General features: G+C 59.1%; 14 protein-coding genes. 4 read left to right on the forward strand and 10 right to left on the reverse strand.

Annotated features, from left to right (window positions below):
* The first annotated feature begins 21 nt into the window (after positions 1-21).
* Positions 22-1,332 carry a YeaH/YhbH family protein gene (locus tag ACWNRM_RS03795; protein ID WP_485169623.1) on the forward strand — a complete coding sequence of 437 codons (1,311 nt, stop codon included), beginning with the start codon at positions 22-24 and terminating at the stop codon, positions 1,330-1,332.
* Positions 1,333-1,334: 2 nt separating this feature from the next.
* Complete coding sequence (locus tag ACWNRM_RS03800; RefSeq protein WP_485169622.1) at positions 1,335-2,837, forward strand: SpoVR family protein; 1,503 nt, start codon at positions 1,335-1,337, stop codon at positions 2,835-2,837.
* 327 nt (positions 2,838-3,164) lie between these two features.
* On the opposite strand, the gene ACWNRM_RS03805 is transcribed toward ACWNRM_RS03800, so the two are convergent.
* The 7 genes from ACWNRM_RS03805 to glmU form a co-directional block, all read right to left on the reverse strand.
* Positions 3,165-5,744 (reverse strand): cation:proton antiporter, encoded by a 2,580-nt coding sequence (locus ACWNRM_RS03805; protein WP_485169621.1) that lies wholly within the window; start codon positions 5,742-5,744, stop codon positions 3,165-3,167.
* Positions 5,745-5,875: 131 nt separating this feature from the next.
* Positions 5,876-6,487 (reverse strand): thiamine phosphate synthase, encoded by a 612-nt coding sequence (gene thiE / locus ACWNRM_RS03810; RefSeq protein WP_485169620.1) that lies wholly within the window; start codon positions 6,485-6,487, stop codon positions 5,876-5,878.
* A gap of 2 nt (positions 6,488-6,489) precedes the next feature.
* Complete coding sequence (locus tag ACWNRM_RS03815; RefSeq protein ID WP_485169619.1) at positions 6,490-7,257, reverse strand: thiazole synthase; 768 nt, start codon at positions 7,255-7,257, stop codon at positions 6,490-6,492.
* 3 nt (positions 7,258-7,260) lie between these two features.
* Entirely contained in the window at positions 7,261-7,458 is a 198-nt protein-coding gene (gene thiS / locus ACWNRM_RS03820) for a sulfur carrier protein ThiS (RefSeq protein WP_485169618.1), read from the reverse strand.
* A gap of 130 nt (positions 7,459-7,588) precedes the next feature.
* Positions 7,589-8,557 carry a glycine oxidase ThiO gene (gene thiO, locus ACWNRM_RS03825; protein WP_485169688.1) on the reverse strand — a complete coding sequence of 323 codons (969 nt, stop codon included), beginning with the start codon at positions 8,555-8,557 and terminating at the stop codon, positions 7,589-7,591.
* Positions 8,558-8,603: 46 nt separating this feature from the next.
* On the reverse strand, positions 8,604-10,427 hold the full coding sequence (gene glmS / locus ACWNRM_RS03830) for a glutamine--fructose-6-phosphate transaminase (isomerizing) (RefSeq protein WP_485169617.1): 1,824 nt from the start codon (positions 10,425-10,427) through the stop codon (positions 8,604-8,606).
* On the reverse strand, positions 10,427-11,794 hold the full coding sequence (gene glmU, locus ACWNRM_RS03835) for a bifunctional UDP-N-acetylglucosamine diphosphorylase/glucosamine-1-phosphate N-acetyltransferase GlmU (RefSeq protein ID WP_485169616.1): 1,368 nt from the start codon (positions 11,792-11,794) through the stop codon (positions 10,427-10,429). The genes glmS and glmU overlap by 1 nt, the downstream gene beginning before the upstream one ends.
* Before the next feature lie 105 nt (positions 11,795-11,899).
* Here glmU and ACWNRM_RS03840 point away from each other — a divergent pair, with 105 nt between their 5' ends.
* A complete protein-coding gene (locus ACWNRM_RS03840) occupies positions 11,900-12,580 on the forward strand; it encodes an HAD family hydrolase (protein WP_485169615.1) in 681 nt (226 codons plus the stop codon).
* A gap of 83 nt (positions 12,581-12,663) precedes the next feature.
* Here the strand turns inward: ACWNRM_RS03840 and ACWNRM_RS03845 are convergent, their stop codons facing one another.
* Together ACWNRM_RS03845 and gyrB are read right to left on the reverse strand one after the other, a co-directional pair.
* Complete coding sequence (locus ACWNRM_RS03845; RefSeq protein WP_485172151.1) at positions 12,664-13,500, reverse strand: DUF3108 domain-containing protein; 837 nt, start codon at positions 13,498-13,500, stop codon at positions 12,664-12,666.
* Positions 13,490-15,943, reverse strand: coding sequence for a DNA topoisomerase (ATP-hydrolyzing) subunit B (gyrB, locus tag ACWNRM_RS03850; RefSeq protein ID WP_485169614.1), 2,454 nt, complete (start codon positions 15,941-15,943; stop codon positions 13,490-13,492). Before gyrB ends, ACWNRM_RS03845 begins: the two co-directional genes overlap by 11 nt.
* A gap of 299 nt (positions 15,944-16,242) precedes the next feature.
* Between gyrB and ACWNRM_RS03855 the strand changes: the two genes are divergently transcribed.
* A complete protein-coding gene (locus ACWNRM_RS03855; protein WP_485169686.1) occupies positions 16,243-17,253 on the forward strand; it encodes an SDR family oxidoreductase in 1,011 nt (336 codons plus the stop codon).
* A 147-nt stretch (positions 17,254-17,400) separates the two neighbouring features.
* On the opposite strand, the gene clpB is transcribed toward ACWNRM_RS03855, so the two are convergent.
* Positions 17,401-20,004 carry an ATP-dependent chaperone ClpB gene (clpB, locus tag ACWNRM_RS03860; RefSeq protein WP_485169613.1) on the reverse strand — a complete coding sequence of 868 codons (2,604 nt, stop codon included), beginning with the start codon at positions 20,002-20,004 and terminating at the stop codon, positions 17,401-17,403.
* Positions 20,005-20,045 lie beyond the last annotated feature (41 nt).

Here is a 20,045-nt window from a genome sequence, read left to right on the forward strand (position 1 = left end):
CTCTCTTCCACGGAGCGTTTCATGGAAATCATAGACAGGCGCCCGAACCCGCACGGCAAGAACAACGAAAACCGCCAGCGCGTCCTGACAAGGGCGCGCCAGGCGATACAGAGCGCCGTGCGCGATGCTGCGGCACAGGGCCGCATACGAGAAATAGGCCAGGACAGTGCGGTGTCGATCCCGGCCGATGTCCTGCACGAGCCAAGCTTTCACCGGCATTTCAGCGCTGGAGCCCGCCATATCGTGCTTTCAGGCAATAAGGAGTTCGTAAAGGGAGACAGGCTGCGCCGGCCACCGGGGGGTGAAGGCGAAGGCGCAGGTGAGGGAAGTGGTGCGGGCGACCAGGGTGGCGGCGAGGATTCCTATCGCTTCGTTCTCTCACGAGAGGAGTTTCTCGATCTGTTTTTCGATGATCTGGAACTCCCTGATCTCGTCAAGCGCGAGATTGCCTCGACAACAACGCTCGCAACCAGCCGGTCTGGCCTGACGAGCGACGGCTCGCCCTCACAGATCGATCTCGGTCGCACCATGCGCCGATCAATGGGGCGACGTATCGGCCTCAAACGTCCCAAGCCGCAGGAATTGCTCGACCTCGAGGCCGAAATCGCTGCCCTCGAGGAGGCGCGTCCTCTTTCCGACGATCAGTTCGTGCGGCTGCAAGGCCTGCGTGAAGAGCGCGACCTTTTGCGTCAACGTCTCGCACGTATTCCCTGGGTTGATCCGGTCGATCTGCGCTACCGGCGTTTTACCCCTGTTCCGAAACCCACCACGCAGGCCGTCATCTTCTGCGTCATGGATGTCTCCGGCTCCATGACCGAGAAGATGAAGGAGCTAGGCAAGCAGTTTTTCCTCCTGCTGCATGTCTTCCTCGAAAAGCGATACGAGAAGCTCGAGATCGTCTTCGTCCGTCACGCCGAGACTGCCGAAGAAGTGGATGAGGACGTGTTCTTTACCGATCCTCGGACAGGCGGCACGGTTGTCTCTACCGCGCTGGAATTGATGCATCAGATTCAGGCTGAGCGGTACCCGACCGATAAATGGAATGTCTATGTCGCCCAGGTTTCGGACGGCGATAACATTTCATCTGACATGAACAAGGTCAACCGCCTGATGACCGAGGCGATCCTGCCGGTCGTGCAGTACTTTGCCTATGTCGAAGTCAGTATGGGCGGTGCGTTACTGCGCAGCGAAACCGATTTGTGGCGTGGTTACAAGCATATCGCTGACAGCACGCCGCAACTCGCCATGCGTCAGGTCCAGGACAGGCGCGATATCTTTCCGGTTTTCAGAGATCTGTTCGCCCGTCGTGCGGCCGAACGGGCAGGGGGGTGATTATGCTCTATACCGGCACCGACTGGACATTTTCGACGCTCAGGGATTGCTACGGCGAGATTGACCGTATTGCGAGCGAGGAATTACGGCTCGACACGTATCCCAATCGTATCGAGATCATCACCTCGGAACAGATGCTCGATGTCTATACCTCGCATGGTATGCCAATCAGCTACCCGCACTGGTCGGCGGGTAAACGCTTCGTATCGCATGAAAACGCCTACAAGCGCGGCCTGATGGGTCTCGCCTACGAGGTCGTCATCAATTCGAGCCCATGCATCAGCTATCTGATGGAAGAGAATACGGCCACCATGCAAGCGCTCGTAATCGCCCATGCAGCATTCGGCCATAACCATTTCTTCAAGAACAACCGGCTTTTTCGCGAGTGGACCGACTCAACCCAGATCCTGGATTATCTGGAATTCGCGCGTGGCTATGTGGCGCGCTGCGAGGAGAAATACGGCATCAAGGCTGTCGAACGCATTCTGGATGCGGCCCATGCCCTGCAGGGGCAAGGGGTTGACCGTCATACAGGCAGCAAGCGCCTCGATTTGCGGCAGGAACAGGAGCGCGCTCGCGAAAGGCGCGCCTATGAAGATGAGCAGTTCAACGATCTGTGGCGCACGCTGCCGGAGACACAGGGCCAGAACACGGGGAGCGGTGCCACAGATGATCAGATGGCGAGCCTTGGCCTTCCCGAAGAAAACATTCTCTATTTTCTCGAAAAGCACGCACCGCGCCTGGCGAACTGGGAACGCGAGATTATCCGCATCGTGCGTCTGATCGCCCAGTACTTTTATCCGCAACCTCAGGCGAAGCTCATGAACGAAGGGTGCGCGACCTGGGTGCACAATTTCATCATGCATCGCCTGCATGACAAGAAACTGATCGATGACGCGGCAATATTGGAAGTCATCCATTCGACAAGCAATGTGATCACTCAACGTGGTTTCGATGAGGGGGGAGGGCCGAACTTCAACCCTTACGCTCTTGGCTTTGCCATGATGAGCGATATCGCACGCGTCTGCACTGAACCGACAGAAGAGGATCGACGCTGGTTTCCCGATCATGCAGGAAACAAGGACCCGGTGGGCACGCTTCATCACGCCTGGGCCGAGTATCGGGATGAAAGCTTCGTACAGCAATTTCTGTCGCCTAAGGTCATCCGTGACTTCCGGCTGTTCCGACTGGAGGACGATCTGAGCCAGCCTTATCTGCTGGTCGACGCGATTCATGATGATGGCGGATATCGAGACATACGTCGCTCAGTGGCCGCGTCCTACGATCCCGGTCTGCTTGCTGAGGAGATCGAGATCGTAGGGGCCGATCTCACTGGAGATCGTATCCTGCGGCTTGAGCATCGCACGCGACCGGGAAAGCTGTTGCAACCTACGGATGCAAGGCTGACGCTGGAGCATCTGGGCCAGCTCTGGGGTTATGGCGTGATCCTCAAGGAAGTTGATAGCCAGACCGGCGCTGAACTGGGCAGCTATGCCTTGGCATGAGAACACCCAGGCATCGCGTCGGCGGATGGAACGCCGGCGCGATGGGCTGTCGCACAAATGCTTTATGGATGAAATGCACGTGTGCGGCGTTGCGCCATCAGGCGTTTATCCACTGTGTTCATATACTAGTTGGCATAATATATCTTATCGAACTTTTGTATATCCGGAAAAAGGGCTCATCGGACAGGCTCATGAGCGCCGCCGTGTGTGGCCACTGATTGAGCCCACGAAATCCCACCCGATCTATCGTCAACCTTCCAGCCCGACTTTAGCGGGCTGCGCGGCGCCGTCTCTGAACCGGGATTGCAGATCATAGGCGAAGCCCATTCAGGAGCTCTTGGATGTATCCCTCTCCGCCTTGATGAGCTCTCTTGCCGGGATGAATGGCTCCTTGTCCGCGCCGAGGACGAGCGACAGGCGATGACCATCCGCTAGTCTGGCCTCAGCACGCTCGTCGATCGTCCGGCGTACGATTGGATAATCCTCGACCAGACGACGGAACAACGATGCCGGTATGGCGAGCAGATGACAGAACTGCAGAGTACGCACCGTACCCCTCGAGAACGTCTCGTTAATCAGTGGCGCAGCCCCGATCAGGTCCCCTGCCCCAAACTGCACATCCTGTTCGGCAATATGAACTTCTGCCAGTCCCGCCACCACGGCGTAAACCATTCTGATCTTGCCATTGCGTTTGAGCAGCACCTCACCCGGCGAGGCGAAACGCAGTGAAATGTTCATCGCAAGATCATGCAGAACGCCGTCTGGCACGCCACGAAAAGCCGGAAATGACCGCAATCTCTGCTCGATACCGCTCTTGAGATTGAAGCGCAGCGGCTTTTCGAGGCGTTCCTGCCGCTTCTCGACATCCTTCAGCAGTTCGCGATGGAGTTCCTCGCTGACAAGGTTGTCGGAAAGAAGCTCATCATACTCTTCTTCCTCAAGACGCAAGGCAATCTGGTGGAGGATGCGACTTTCAAGCGCTTCTGAATAACCCTGATAATGCAGACGCATCATCTCTAGCGCATCATCGAGCATGCGGCGCTGTCGGCCGAGCACTTCAGAGACGATCTCACTGATACGGGTCCCCAAGGTCGGCTCCAGGCGCTGATGCATGAAGCGCATGAGCGAAAGCGACACGAGATGCGCGATCACCAGCATCTCGAAGCGCTCGGACATGCAATGCATGAGCGGCTGGTCGAAATGGAAACGCCTGTGCAGCATCTGGGCGATCCGGAATCGCATGGTCGGGCGCAGACGACGACGCAAGGCCCTCACATAACCGTAGCGCCCCTCCAGACGCGCGCCATCGACCATCGCTTCCGATGAGCGCAGAAGGGTTTCCATGACCCGACGCGACAGACCTCTGATACGAAACAGGTCGAGCAGCAGCGATCTCTCACGATTGGCAATCGTGATCAGTGCCAGCGTCACGCGCTGACGGTCGCCCAGCGCTGTGTCAAAGGTGTTTGCCTCGCTTTCCTCCTGGGCCCGGCGCTCGATCTGCCCGATAATGGTCTTCTGGGTCCCTGCCCCGAAACCCAGTTCGTCGGCAAGACTATGCGTGCGCTCGGCGACTTGAGCGAGACCACTGCTGAGCACCTGATGGCGCATCGCCTGATCAATAGCTGGCAACTGGTCAAGTTTGAGGAATACCACCAGATATCGAAGCGTCGTGCCATTCACCAGAAGGGTAATCAGCACGAACCCTGTCGCGATGATACCGATAAAATGAGCGGTCGAGGTGGATACACGCTGGTTTTCAGTTACCGCCAGCGCCAGAGCGAGCGTGATGGCGCCCCTCAACCCGCCCCAGACCATCGTTGTCTTGAACGGTGCAGGTACGGGAGGCGACAGCTTGAAGGCTGCGAGGATTGGCAGCAGGCCAAACACGACAGCGCCACGCGCCAGCAACCCGGCAACGGTCGCGATAAGGATGAGCACGCAGTCCCAACGCGTCATCCCAATCAGCAGACGAGGCACGAGCATGGACGCCAGAACGAACACCAGAGAGCCCGCCCAGAATACAAGCTGGACCCACAATTCATTCAAGAAGCGCCAGACTTGAGGCCTGAAAGTCGAGGGCCCGTATACCGACATTGTGAGGCCGGAAGCCGCCGTGGCTACAACGCCCGAGAAACCGAGAAACTCATCGCAGAGGATATAGACGATATATGGCAAGGCCAGGGTCAGCGTGATCTCGGCCGCCACCGAACCACCGAGGCCCGCGATCATCAGTAGGGTCAGGCGCCCAACCGCCACACCCACAATTATGGCCCCACCGAACGAGGCGAGGAAGTCGATAACTGTCTCGCCAAGCTCGATATGGCGATGTGATGTAACCGAGGCGAGCAGGATCGAGAAGATCGCGATTGCCGCAGCATCATTGAGCAACGCCTCACCTTCGACCAATCTGGTCAGTCGCGAGGCCGCCCCGATTTCCCGAAATATTCCCGCCACAGCCGAAGGATCAGTCGTAGCGACGATCGACCCCAGCAACAGACAAACTACCATCGTCTGTCCGGCGAACGGATAGAGCGCCATGCCGATCGTCAGGGTTGAAACCAACACCGCGACAACAGCCAGAAGCAGGACGGTTGCCGTCTCATGCGCCAGGCGTCGTACGTCAATGGCAAGAGCTCCCTGAAAGACCAGGATTGGCAGGAAGATCAACAGGAATGCCTCACTGTTGACCGGGAAATAAAGCAGCGTTTCCGCTGCACCGTCGAAGATTTCGGTAAGTGACGAGCGCAGAAGCAGATCGGCAGCAGCACCGATGCCGATACCTGCCAGCGCCAGCAGGACTGTCTCCGATACTTCCCATCGACGGGCGAGAGGCTGCACAGCGCTGATGAGAACCATCAGAAGCGCCAGCGCCAGTATAATGGCAGCCAGTCCCGTCACCATCATGGGTGGGTATTCTCCCTCATTTTTGCAAAGACAGTCATCCTATACGCGAAACTTCACGACTCCGCGAGTGCACCCCCCGGATCATAAAGGAAAAATTAGCGCTCAACCGTCATGTACTGACGCTCGCACCGTTATCGATGACACGCCTTGAGCCAATCCCTCACCTGCGCTTCCGGATCGGCAGAGGCGATGAAATCCGATACAGCGGCGACGCTATCTGCACCGGCAGCGATGCAGGATGGTGCACGCTCACGTGTAATGCCACCAATCGCGACCAGCGGCATTTCAGGGCCAATGATGCCACGCCACTCGCGCAGTTTCTCGACACCCTGGGGGCCCCAGATCATTTTCTTGAGTTTCGTCTCCCATATTGGCCCCAAGGCGACATAATCGGGTGAGATCGACAGCGCACGATCCAGTTCCTCAAGCGAGTGCGTCGAGATACCGATGGCAATGCGCGCTGCTCTGATCTGATCGAGATCAGCTGTGTCGAGATCTTCCTGACCAATATGGATATAGTCGATGCCAAGCTCGATCGCGAGTTGCCAGTAGTCGTTGAGTACAAGCCGCACATTATGGCGCGTCGCGGCCTCCTGCCCTTCAATGACCTGCGCACGCAGCGTCTCGGAAGGCAGATTTTTAAGACGCAGCTGTATAAATCGCGCTCCGGCTGCACCGAGGCGTTCGACCCAGCGTGGATGATCCACAACCGGATAAATCGGGGATGGAAGTCGTGACGTCATGATCAGAAACTCGCCTTGCCCAGAGTCGGTGTCGAGGGAACAGCCATGTCGCGCTCCTCCATAGGATCCGCCATACTCGACAGGCTTCCGACTTCACAGGCCAGACGAAACGCTGTTGCCATGGCAACAGGGTCACCAGCCTTTGCAACCGCCGTATTGATCAGGATCGCATCATAGCCAAGTTCAAAAGCCATCACGGCATGAGAGGGCCGTCCAATGCCAGCATCGATGACCATAGGCGTATCCGGAAAATGTGAACGCAGAGCGCGGAGCCCGAAGGGATTGTTCAGCCCCTTGCCTGATCCAATCGGCGCACCCCAGGGCATGAGCAATTCGCAACCCGCGCGCAACAAACGCTCAGCTACCACCAGATCTTCGGTGGTGTAGGGAAAGACTTTGAAACCATCCTCGGCAAGAATGCGTGCGGCCTCAACCAGCGAAAACACGTCCGGCTGCAACAAGTCGCCCTGCCCGATCACTTCGAGCTTGATCCAGTCGGTATCGAACACCTCACGCGCCATATGGGCAGTCGTCACGGCTTCACGCACGGTATGACAACCTGCGGTGTTGGGCAGAACCGGCACGTCGAGACTACGAACGAGCTCCCAGAAGGCCTGCCCAGCCTGCAGCCCAGCGGCCTCACGACGCAGGGAAACCGTTATTGCTCCTGGGCGGGCGGCACGCACGGAGTCCGCCAGAACGGCAGGACTATCATAAAGGGCGGTCCCCAGCATAAGCGGTGACCTCAATTCGGTTCCGTAGGCAAGCATGACTCAGCCCCCCTGCATCGGTGCGAGGATCTCCAGCCGGCATCCTTCATCGAGTGCCCGGGATGCACGTGCGGAACGCGGCACAAACTCACCATCTATGGCCGTTGCAACCTTTGTCTCACCGTAGCCAAGTTCGATAAGTACATCCGCAAGGAGATGGCTTTTGATGGTTTTCGTCTCGTCATTCACCAGAATCATCATGGTGACTCTCCTGCACTGTCAGGCTGTCTGGTCCAGTCCGGTTCGCACAGCGGTTTCTCCGCGAACATCTCGGCTTTCATTGGCCCTCACAGGCCTCGAATACGCAGTTTAGTCCGCGCGGGTACGGGGCTCAACCCGGCGTCGGGAATACAATCCCCGCGACTTCGGCTGCTCGCGCCGGTGAAAGCAGAAATCCATGGCGATACATGCCGTTCACGGAAATACGGTTGCCGTCGTGGTGCACCCTCGGCACGTTATCAGCGTAAGACGGCCGTATCCCGGCATTGGCCTCAATGATCTCAGCCTCGGCAAAAGCCGGATGAAGCGTGTAAAGAGCATTGAGCAGCTCGCTCATGGCGCGCACCGTGATTTCACGCGGGTCGTCGCTCTCGACCATGGTTGCGCCCACCATGAAGACCTTGTTGTCACGCGGGACGATGTAGATGGGTATCCGTGGATGAAGCATGCGGACCGGGCGATGCAGGGTTACCTCGGGGCAGCGCACGAGAATCATCTCGCCCCGCACGCCGCGTAACGCCGTATCTGTCTCGCGCGCAGCCATGCCGGTGCAATCGATGACCCAGTCAAACGTCTCTTCCATGGGGTCGGCGTCGAACCGAAAATGCCCGCCCAGCGCAACAAGACGCGCTTCCAGCGCCTTGAGGGCAATCCGGGGATCGACATGCCCTTCACCCGCAAAATAGAGCGCCCGATCAAAGCGGCCCGCCAGATCGGGTTCAAGTGTCGCGAGACGCTCGCTGTTGATGGTCTCGAAATGACTGGTCCGCCGTCCGAACCGCGTCAGCTCTGCCTGATCACGCGGAGGAGCAACGACCAGACTGCCCTGATGAATGACGGACGGTACATGATCGGACCACCAGGAAAGGGAGGCCAACGAGTCCTGGGTGACCTCTTCCGGAGCAGATTCAGCCTCACACCAGGGTGCGAGCATGCCGCCAGCAAACCAGGATGCGCCTGAGCCGATGCGGGAGCCGGCTTCATGCAAGGTCACATGCGCCCCTCGCTCGGCCAGTGTGACGCCGGTGACCAGGCCCGCAACCCCAGCCCCCTTGATCAGTACCCTTGGCTCCGATCCCATCATAGCAAATGCTCCTCGCTGCTGCTCAGGCTCTTTTGCGGCCAAATTACTCCACAGTTACAGACTTGGCGAGGTTGCGCGGCTGATCAACATCTGTCCCGCGACGCAGGGCCACTTCGTAAGCCAACATCTGCACCGGGATAGTGTACAGAATTGGCGCCACAAAAGGATCAACCTCAGGCAGAATCACCATATGCTCCGCAATACCACTCAGACGCTGCGCTCCCTTTTCATCCGTAAAGGCCATGATGCGACCGCCGCGCGCTCTGGCTTCCTGAATGTTGGAGAGTGTCTTGTCAAAAAGGATCGTCGAGGGCGCAATCACGACAATCGGCACATCCTTGTCAATCAGGGAGATCGGCCCATGCTTCATCTCGCCTGCCGCGTAGGCTTCAGCGTGAATATATGAGATTTCCTTGAGCTTGAGGGCCCCTTCCAGTGCCACAGGGAAGCAGATGCCCCGCCCGAGATAAAGCACGTCACGCGCTTCGGCCACCGAGGCTGCCATAGCCTGAATGTCGCTGGTCCGGGAGAACACTTCCGACGCTCTGGAGGGAAGGTCGAGCAGATGGGCCAGCAGATCGCCCGCACGTTTTTCGGAGATGGTTTTGCGTGCGCGCGCAATAGCAATCGTGAGCACAGCCAGCACTGCGAGCTGCGCGGTAAAAGCCTTGGTGCTCGCAACCGAGATTTCCGGTCCCGCCACCATACCCAGTACAACATCACTCTCGCGGCCCATTGTGCTACCCTCGACGTTGAGGATCGAGACAATGTGCTGCTCGCGTTCACGAAGGCTGCGCAGAGCGGCAAGCGTATCGGCTGTCTCACCAGACTGGGAGATCATCAACGCCATGCCGCGCGGCGTCAGGGGTGGATTGCGGTAGCGCAGTTCTGAAGCGACATCGATATCAACCGGCAGCCGCGCTTCGGCCTCGAGCCAGTAGCGCGCCACCAGACCTGCATAGAAGGCCGAGCCGCATGCGGTAATGATGGCACGCGGCAACTCTGCCAGCTCAAACGGAAAAGCAGGCAGGTTGATCTCGCGCGTGACGGGATCAATGATGCGCTGGAGCGTCTGGCCGATCACGACCGGATGCTCGTGCAGCTCCTTCTCCATGTAATGGCGATAGCCATCCTTGCCGACCGTTCCTGCAATAAGCGCAATCGTCTGGACCGGACGCTGAACGCGCTGGTTTGCCGCGTCAAAAAACTCGACCTGATCAGGTCGAAGGACGCACCAGTCGCCATCATCCAGATAGGCGATCTTGCGCGCGAGAGGAGCCAGAGCAAGGCTGTCAGAGCCAAGAAACATCTCCCCCTCACCGAAACCCACTGCCAGTGGCGCCCCGTGGCGCGCCCCGATCATGAGTCCTTCATACCCGGCGAAGATCATCGCAAGCGCATAGGCCCCCTGAAGGCGCCCCAGGGTCTTGCTAGCTGCTTCACGAGGAGGAAGCCCCTGATCGAGATAGAAATCGACGAGCTGGGCAACGCACTCCGTATCTGTCTCCGAAGTGAAGTGGCGACCTACCGCCAGCATCTCGGCCTTCAGCTCCTCGTAATTCTCGATGATCCCGTTATGCACGATCGCGACGCGATCCGTGGCATGCGGATGGGCATTGGCCTCATTCGGCAGGCCGTGCGTGGCCCAGCGCGTATGACCAATCGCCGTTATTCCTTCGAGCGGCTGCGTATCGAGCACGGCTTGAAGATTATCAAGCTTGCCTGCCGCACGACGGCGCGAGATGCGCCCCTCTACCAGACTGGCAATGCCAGCCGAGTCATAACCGCGATATTCGAGGCGACGCAGTGCCTCTACAACGAGGGGTGTCGCGTTTTGATGACCGACTACGCCACAAATGCCGCACATCAGCCATTCTCCTTCTTTGCACGTAGAGCAAAGGCTATGGCCTGCCCGCGTGATGCTTTGTTGATCTGCCTCGACCGCCCGAGCGCCAAGGCGCCAGGCTCCACATTTTCAGTCAGCACACTGCCAGCCGCCAGCAACGCGCCATCGCCTACCGTGATCGGCGCCACGAGAATGGAGTCAGACCCCACGAACACATCGCTGCCGATCGTGGTTCGATGTTTGAATACGCCATCATAATTGCAGGTGATCGTCCCCGCACCGACATTGGTGCGCGCGCCGACGCTCGCATCACCGAGATAGGTGAGATGATTGGCCTTCGCGCCCTCTCCCAAATCCGTCGCCTTGAGCTCAACGAAGTTGCCCACATGGGAGGCCCTGCCACAGCTCGTGCCGGGACGGAGTCTGGCATAAGGACCGATCAGCGCTTCCTCGCCAACCACGCACCCTTCAAGATGACTGAATGCCCTTATCCTGGCGCCGCGATGTACCCTCACACCGGGTCCGAACACGACATTGGGCTCGATCACGACATCGGGCTCGATGATCGTATCTGCGCTCAGGAACACCGTATCAGGAGCAATCAGCGTTACACCGTGGTCAAGCGCAGCGCGACGCAGACGCTTTTGCAAAGTCGCTTCAGCCTCCGCTAGCTCGGCGCGGGAATTGATTCCGGCCAGCTCTTCAGCAGCGGCCTCGACATGGCGGACACGCCCTTCCTTTGCTGCGAGCGCAACAACGTCGGTAAGGTAATACTCCCCTTGCGCATTATCATTGCGCAAGCCGCCGAGCCAACGGCGCAGATCTGCGGCCGGAGCACTCAGAACGCCGGCATTGCACAGCGTGATCGCACGCTGTTCCTCGGTCGCATCCTTGAATTCAACAATCTGCCTGACCGCCCCATTCTCGACAACGACACGGCCATACCTGGCCGGATCCGCTGGCCGCATGGCCAGCAACGCGAGCGCAGTGCCCGTCTCGCCACGCGACGCCAGCAGCGCACGCATCGTCTCGCCCGTGATAAGAGGGTTATCAGCGTAGAGAATTGCCACATCGCCATCGCCGAACAGAGCCTCGGCCATGCGCGCTGCGTGCCCGGTTCCAAGTCGCTCGTCCTGCACGACGCATGGCCACGGTGCCACTGTCTTTTCAAGCGCCGTCATGCCAGGCCCCACAACGACCACAATCCGATCAAAAACTGTCTCAGCCGTCGCGATCAGGTGGGCAATCATTGGCCGGCCGCCCAGAGGGTGCAGAGCTTTAGGCAACTCTGAACGCATACGCGTTCCAAGTCCGGCAGCAAGAATGACGGCAGTCGTCGGTTTGTGATGGCTGACGGACTGGCCGTCAGAAAGGGAAAATGATGTCATATCAGCAGGAGGCGTAGCCAACGTAACGGGGCTCTGTCAAACACCCACCCTGTCACTTCGGATTGCTGTTTATTGCAGCTATTTGCATCACGAGGAAATTCGACCGTGAGTACCGAAATCAAGACCGCTGTTTTCGACCTGGACGGCACGTTGATTGACAGCCTTCCCGACCTCGCAGAGAGCGGTATTGCTCTTGTAAAATCCTATGATCTGCATCCCCCCACCGAGGAGGCCGTACGTGGTATGATCGGTGATGGGGCCCGTCGCCTTGTCGACCGTCTGCTGATCTATGGAGGGGACGAGAAACGTATCGACCGTGATGATGCGACAAAACGCTTTCTCGATATCTATGAGCCACGCGCAACAGAGAAGACGAAACTCTTTCCCGGCACACAGAACATGCTCACGACGTTGCATGAGCGTGGCATTGCATGCGTTATCTGCACAAACAAGCCAGTCAAGGCCGCACGGGCGATCATCGAAAAGCTTGGGATCGCTTCATCAATCGATGCCATTGGAGGTGGCGACAGCTTTGCCACCCGCAAACCTGATCCTGACCACATTCGCAATACAGTCAGGCTGATCCATGCCGAACCTGCCCGCGGGATCATGATTGGCGATCATCAAAACGATATCATGGCAGCGATGGGCGTTCCCATGCCGTCTCTCTTCGCGAGTTGGGGCTATGGTGACAGAAGCATGAGCGCCCATGCTACAGCGATTGCAGGAAGCATCGACGAGCTTCCACGGCTTATCTACGATCTATCCCGGCCCAACCAGGGCTGACGCGCGAGATGGCCCCCTGAAGCATGAGCGAGGTGGGAGACAATCATTGCCGTCTTCCACGCGCTTGGGAGCTTTCTGGACAATCAGGGCTGAATGGTCGGCGCGTGATCAAGCACGGCTGTCATCTCGCCCAGTTTCGGGTGCTCGAATTCAACACGTACGGCGGTCAACCCAACCCCTGGAAGGTCCTGAAACCAGGCGGCTCCGGGATGCGGGGCTTTCATTACAGCAAGATGGGATGAATCCCTGATGAATCCTGCCTCTTGCTGACCGACGAAATCGCAACGCAGGGCGGCCCCTCTGAAGCGCTGGCCAAAACTGTTGGGCACATCGGCCTTGTACGGCCCGTGCGATGTCATGGCGCTCAGCCGCAAGCCGTCAAACACCCGTGCATTGCCGTCGCATTTCCCGGTCTGACGGATGTTTTGCAGCAGAAGCGCCATGGCACTCAAAGTGTCCATGGCATGATTCAGCGCGGTGTCCGGCACAGCCTCGCGATCAGTTTCCCTGGGGTCCAGGGTCACCACACGAGGGGTGTCGTCAACATAGTGCAGAACTACGCTGCGGTGCTTGCCTCGGGAGAAACCACTACTTTCGTAATCGACCGGCTGAACCCAGTTGTGATCAAAATGTCCCTGTGCCTCGCTCTGTATATCCATGCGCAGGAACAGGCTCATGAATCCGCCAGCATGCAGCGTGGTCCGGATACCGTAGCCGAGCTGGGTCAATGTATAGTCAGCGGTGGCATCAACCACATGTAGTCCGTGATTGTAGACACGATAGACAGCTGTGATTTGACCGCTGTTGCTGGCGACTGCCTGATGGACTGCATCACCCGTGTCAGCGGCCTGGACATGACCAGCCAGGCCAAGGAACAGCCCGGCAAGTAAGAGGGTTTTACCGCATGCCTCAAATGTCAAGGTTGGCAACCTTCTGGGCATTGCCAACAATGAAGTCGCGTCGTGGCTCCACCACGTCGCCCATAAGCGTTGAGAACACCTGACCTGCATCTTCCACGTCTCCTACCCTGACCTGGAGGAGAATACGCGTGGCCGGGTCGAGCGTTGTATCCCAGAGCTGCTCATTGTTCATCTCGCCCAACCCCTTGAAACGGTTGATGGCAAGCCCCTTGCGCCCCTGTTGGAGAATGCGGTCAAACACCATCGCAGGCCCAGAGAGTTCGGTACCCTGACTGTCCAGCGACAGCCTGACCGGGCCTTCGAAATAAGCGGCCACGCGGCTGCCCTCACCGGCCAGCCAGCGCGCTTCTGCCGATTTCAGCAGAGCGGCATCAAGCGCATAGACCTCGCCTACACCACGTACGCTGCGGGCCAGACGCAATCCACCTTCCTCGGTCGGGCCAACCATCCAGCCGCGCTCATTGACCGGCGATGCCGCATCAAGGCGAGCCTGCAATACCGGCGCACACTCCTGGGCATGATCATGACCCAGAGACAGAGCCTTGGCTACATAGGCCTGTTCAAGCACCCAGACGGGAATCTTGCCGGCAAGGGCTGTCAGTGTCTTGGCCACCTGACCCATGGCCTTGACGCGTTCCATAAGCGCATCGCCGGCAACCACCTCGCCGCCGGCAAGGGTAAGCGTGGCGTTGCTCAGCGCCTTGTCAAGCAGATACTGCTCCAGTGCGGCGTCGTCCTTGAGGTAACGCTCTTCATTGCCGCGCTTGGCACGGTAAAGCGGCGGCTGGGCGATATAAAGATACCCCTTCTCGATCAGCTCCGGCATCTGGCGGAAGAAGAAGGTCAGCAGCAGCGTGCGAATATGCGAACCGTCCACGTCAGCGTCGGTCATGATGACGATCTTGTGGTAGCGCAGCTTGTCAATCGAGAAGCCACCCTGCTCCACATCGCCACGGCCAATGCCCGTCCCGAGCGCCGTGATCAGCGTGCCGACTTCGGCAGAGCCAAGCATACGGTCGAAACGCGCGCGCTCGACATTGAGGATCTTGCCCTTGAGCGGCAGGATCGCCTGGAAACGACGATCACGCCCCTGCTTGGCCGTTCCTCCTGCCGAGTCACCCTCGACGATGAATAATTCGGCCTTGCTGGCATCGCGCTCCTGACAGTCCGCCAGCTTGCCCGGCAGTGATGAGACATCCAGCACGCCTTTGCGTCGCGTCAGTTCACGGGCACGACGGGCGGCATCGCGCGCAGCGGCGGCCTCGTTCACCTTGGCAATGACCGCCTTGGCTTCGCGCGGGTGGGTCTCGAACCAGTGCCCGATGGAATCAGCGGCCGTGACGTGCACAACCGGCTGCACCTCGGAAGAGACCAGCTTGTCCTTGGTCTGGGACGAGAATTTTGGATCAGGCACCTTGACCGACAGCACAGCCGTCATGCCCTCGCGCATATCCTCACCCGTAAGCGATGCCGAATTCTTGGATGATCCCGTGTCAGCGTACTTGCCGACAACACGCGTCAGCGCCTGACGGAACCCTGCAAGATGGGTGCCCCCATCGCGCTGGGGGATGTTGTTGGTGAAACACAGCATGGTCTCATGGAAGCTGTCATTCCACGTCAGCGCGAACTCAACCTTGATGCCGCTCTCGACGTGATCGATCGACCCGACGATTGGCGGGGTGACAATCGAGGTCTTGCTGGCATCGAGATATTCGACGAACGCGCTCAGACCGCCTTCATAGCAAAAAACAACTTCCTTGTTTTCGGCATGCCGCTCGTCGCGCAGGACGATTTCAAGACCGGAATTGAGGAAAGCCAGCTCGCGCATACGACGCTCAAGAATGGCAAATTCGAATTCCACCTTCGTGAAAGTCTGCTTGCTCGGCTTGAATGTGACAAGCGTGCCACGCGGTTCGTCACTGGCGCCAATCACCGCCAGAGCGTCGTCACGCTCGCCATGCTGGAAGCGGATGAAATGCTCGGTGCCATTGCGCCAGATACGGACTTCCATCCACTCCGACAGCGCATTGACAACGGCCGCGCCAACGCCGTGCAGACCACCGGAAACCTTGTAGGAATTCTGATTGAACTTGCCGCCCGCATGAAGCTTTGTCAGCACGACTTCTGCCGCGCTGACGCCTTCTTCCTCATGCAGATCGGTCGGGATTCCACGCCCGTTGTCACGGACGCTGACTGAACCATCGCCGTTGAGCGTAAGGATACACCGCGTCGCGTGGCCAGCCTGAGCCTCATCCACGGCGTTATCGATGATCTCGAACACCATGTGGTGCAGGCCGGACCCGTCATCCGTATCGCCGATATACATACCGGGGCGCTTACGTACCGCATCGAGCCCCTTGAGAACCGAGATCGAGGAGGCGCCATAATCGGCTTCGTCATCGAGGTTTTCGGGCAACTCGGTCGGACGGATCTGTTCGGACATGCTGGCGTGACGCTCCTACTCGCAACAAGCCGCCAATATAGCCCCTATCCGGGATTACGGCTAGGGCGTTGGAACCGGACAAACGGACAGGTGGCCATGAACAATCCCGGGGCCGGCAATCCCCCAGCCACTCCCCCCGCATGACAAGCAGGTCAGGGCCTCCAGACAGCTTTGCATAGCAACCCAAACCCGTCTCGCGGCTTCTCATCCCGTGTCGGCTACCCGGCACAGTTCCCCCGACGCAAGCGAGACAAGCCGCCATGACCGATCCGACCGACAAGAAAACCCTCAAAACCACCATGCCTGAAGGGGCCAGCCCCGCCACAAACCGACGCAGCATGATGCAAGGGGCAACGCTTGGGCTTGCAGGCCTGGTTGCCGGGTCGAGCCGTGCGCAGGCTGCGCCAGATGCGCCCGCCGCCTCAGCACCGTTGGCCGACCCGCAGAAACTCTATTCCCACGCCCCGTTTGCGTCCCAGCCCCAGGAATGGCCGGGCCTGCAATCGCGCATGCATCCCAAACCGGATTGCGGAGAGACAAGCTACAAAGGCAGCGGCCGCATGGCTGGCCGCCGGGCCCTGATCACAGGCGGCGATTCAGGCCTTGGGCGCGCCATCGCCATTGCCTATGCACGGGAAGGCGCTGATATCGCGATCAGCTATCTCCCGCAGGAAGAAGAAGACGCGCGCGAGGTTTTGGCCCTCATCCGCAAGGCGGGACGCAAGGCCATTGCCCTGCCGGGCGATATTCGCGACGAAGCGTTCTGCCAGAAACTCGTGTCAGACGCTGCGTCACAACTTGGCGGGCTTGATACGCTGGTGAACTGCGCCGGTCGGCAGCACTACCATGAGAGTATCCTAGAACTCTCCACCGAGGAATTCGACTGGACACTCAAGACCAATCTCTATGCACTGTTCTGGATCATCAAGGCAGCTATTCCCCATATGCCTCCGGGCAGCGCCATCGTGAACACGGCTTCTTCCAACGCCTATAACCCGTCGGAAATCATCATCGATTACAGCCTGACAAAAGCTGGCATCGCCAACCTGACCAAATCTCTGGCCAAGCAGCTTCTACCAAAGGGCATACGCATCAATGCCGTGGCGCCCGGTCCTTTCTGGACGCCACTTCAGGTCTGCGGCGGCCAGCCCATGTCCGCCGTCGAGAAATACGGAACCACGGTGCCGATGGGACGTCCGGGCCAGCCAGTGGAGATCGCACCGGTCTATGTCACGCTGGCCTCCACGGAGGGCAGTTACATCACCGGGCAGATCTATGGCATCACCGGTGGCACAGGTATGCCCGGATAATGGTGGCGACCCTCTGAGGCGGCGTTCGTCGAACAAAAAGGGGGCGCACCAGGCAATAGGTGCGCCCCCTTTACTTGAGCTGCCTTTCTTCGCCATGCCGCTCGCCGGATCAACCAGCCTACGGCATGGCAATGGCCCTGCGGCCAATCAGTACAGCTCGGCCTCCTGACCATTGATCACCAGCCCCTTGTCGTTGGCCGAGACATGCACAGTCTGCCCATCGAAGATCGTCCCATCCAGCAGCAGCCCTGCCAGCGTGTTCTGCAGGCTGCGCTGTATGACACGCTTGAGCGGGCGCGCGCCGTAAACCGGATCATAACCGGACTCTGCCAGCCAGTTATCTGCTGCCTGATCCAGGTCGAGCGTGATCTTGCGATCAGCCAGCAACTCACGCAGGCGCTTGAGCTGAATAGCAACGATACGGTTCATATCCGCCCTCTGGAGACGAGAGAATAGAACGATCTCGTCCAGACGGTTCAGGAATTCCGGGCGGAAATGATTACGCACCACCGCCATCACCTGGGCCTGTACGAGGTCCGTGCTTTCGCCATCGGGCTGCTGCGCCAGTATGTCCGACCCGAGATTGGAGGTCAGAATGATAATCGTGTTGCGGAAATCCACCACACGTCCCTGCCCGTCCGTAAGACGGCCATCATCAAGCACTTGCAACAGGATGTTGAAAACATCCTCATGCGCCTTTTCGACCTCGTCGAACAGGATGACCTGATACGGCCTGCGACGCACTGCCTCGGTCAGCACGCCACCTTCTTCGTAGCCGACATAGCCAGGAGGCGCGCCCACAAGACGGGATACGGCGTGCTTCTCCATGAACTCGCTCATATCCACACGCAACATGGCGCGATCGTCGTCAAACAGGAACTGCGCCAGCGCCTTAGCCAATTCAGTCTTGCCAACGCCGGTCGGACCCAGGAAGAGGAACGAACCGATAGGCCGATTGGGATCCTGCAAGCCTGCACGGGCGCGACGCACGGCGTTGGATACCGCCTTGAGCGCAGGCTCCTGACCGACCACGCGCTCACGAAGCTCGTCCTCCATACGCACCAGCTTGGCGCGCTCGCCCTCCAGCATCCGATCTACCGGCACACCGGTCCAGCGTGACACCACAGAGGCAATCCCCTGATCGGTCACAGCCTCGCTGAACAATCCTGCCTGAGCGGCATCCTGCTGCTCGACCTGCTGTGCTTCTTCGATCTGACGCTCAAGGCCTGGGATCGTCGCGTACATGAGCTCGGACGCCTTGCCGAGATCGCCCTTGCGCTGGGCAATATCGACATCCGAACGCGCCTGATCAAGCTGTTCCTTGAGCTTTTGTACAGCGTTCACCCGGTCCTTTTCGGCATGCCATGCTGCGCTCATGGTGTCCGACTGTTCCTGCAGATCGGCCAGTTCGGCTTCGAGCTTCACCAGACGCTCGCGGCTTGCGCTGTCCTCTTCCTTGCGGATCGCCTCGCGCTCGATCTTGAGCTGGATGATACGGCGGTCGAGTTCATCAAGCGCCTCGGGCTTGCTGTCGATCTGCATGCGCAGACGGCTTGCCGCCTCATCCACGAGGTCGATGGCCTTGTCCGGCAGGAACCGATCCGTGATGTAGCGATTGGACAGCGTCGCGGCAGCCACGAGTGCGCCATCGGTGATACGCACACCGTGATGCAGCTCGTATTTTTCCTTGATGCCACGCAGGATCGAGATGGTATCGGCCACTGAGGGCTCACCCACAAAGACCGGCTGGAAACGACGAGCCAGCGCCGCGTCTTTCTCTATGTATTTGCGATACTCGTCGAGCGTGGTGGCACCGATGCAATGCAGCACGCCGCGTGCAAGCTCCGGCTTGATCAGGTTCGACGCATCCATCGCACCGTCAGAGCGTCCCGCGCCCACGAGCGTGTGCATCTCGTCGATGAACAGGATCACCTGCCCCTCGGCGCTTTCGATTTCCTTGAGAACGGCTTTCAGGCGCTCCTCGAATTCACCGCGATATTTCGCGCCGGCCACCAGGGCACCCATATCGAGCGAGAGCAGTTTCTTGTTGCGCAGCGCTTCCGGCACGTCGCCATTGACGATACGCAGCGCCAGACCTTCCACGATGGCGGTCTTGCCCACGCCGGGCTCACCAATCAGCACAGGGTTGTTCTTGGTGCGGCGTGCCAGAACCTGGATAGCGCGACGGATCTCCTCGTCACGTCCAATCACCGGATCGAGCTTGCCCGATTGGGCCACAGCCGTCACATCGCGTGCATATTTCTTGAGGGCGTCGAAGCCCGCCTCGGCATTGGCACTATCGACCACACGCCCCTTGCGCAATTCAGCCACTGCGCGCTCAAGGGCCTTCGCATCGGCCTTGCCTTCGCTCAGCGCCTGTCCAGCGCCAGTCTTGCTGGCAGCAAGCGCCACGAGCAGGCGATCCTGCGCAACAAAGCTGTCACCGGCACGCTGGGCATCCTGCTCAGCACTATCGAGTACGCGCACAAGGTCAGGCGTTGCCTGAGGCTGACCAGCCCCGCCGCCCTGCACCTTGGGGATTCGAGCCAGTGCGGCATCATTGGCTTTGCGGACTGATTCTGGTGTACCCCCGGCTGCCCGGATCAGGCCCGAGGCAGCGCCCTCAGGATCATCGAGCAGCGCTTTCAGAAGATGCTCGGGGGTCAGTTGCTGATGGAAGTCGCGTAGCGCAATCGTCGAAGCGGCCTGAAGAAAACCGCGGCTGCGCTCGGTAAATTTCTCAATATTCATGTTTTCGCAATGCTCCTATGCCCCATAAAGGCGGCTGGTTA

It is taken from the genome of Asaia sp. A2 (assembly GCF_057319415.1).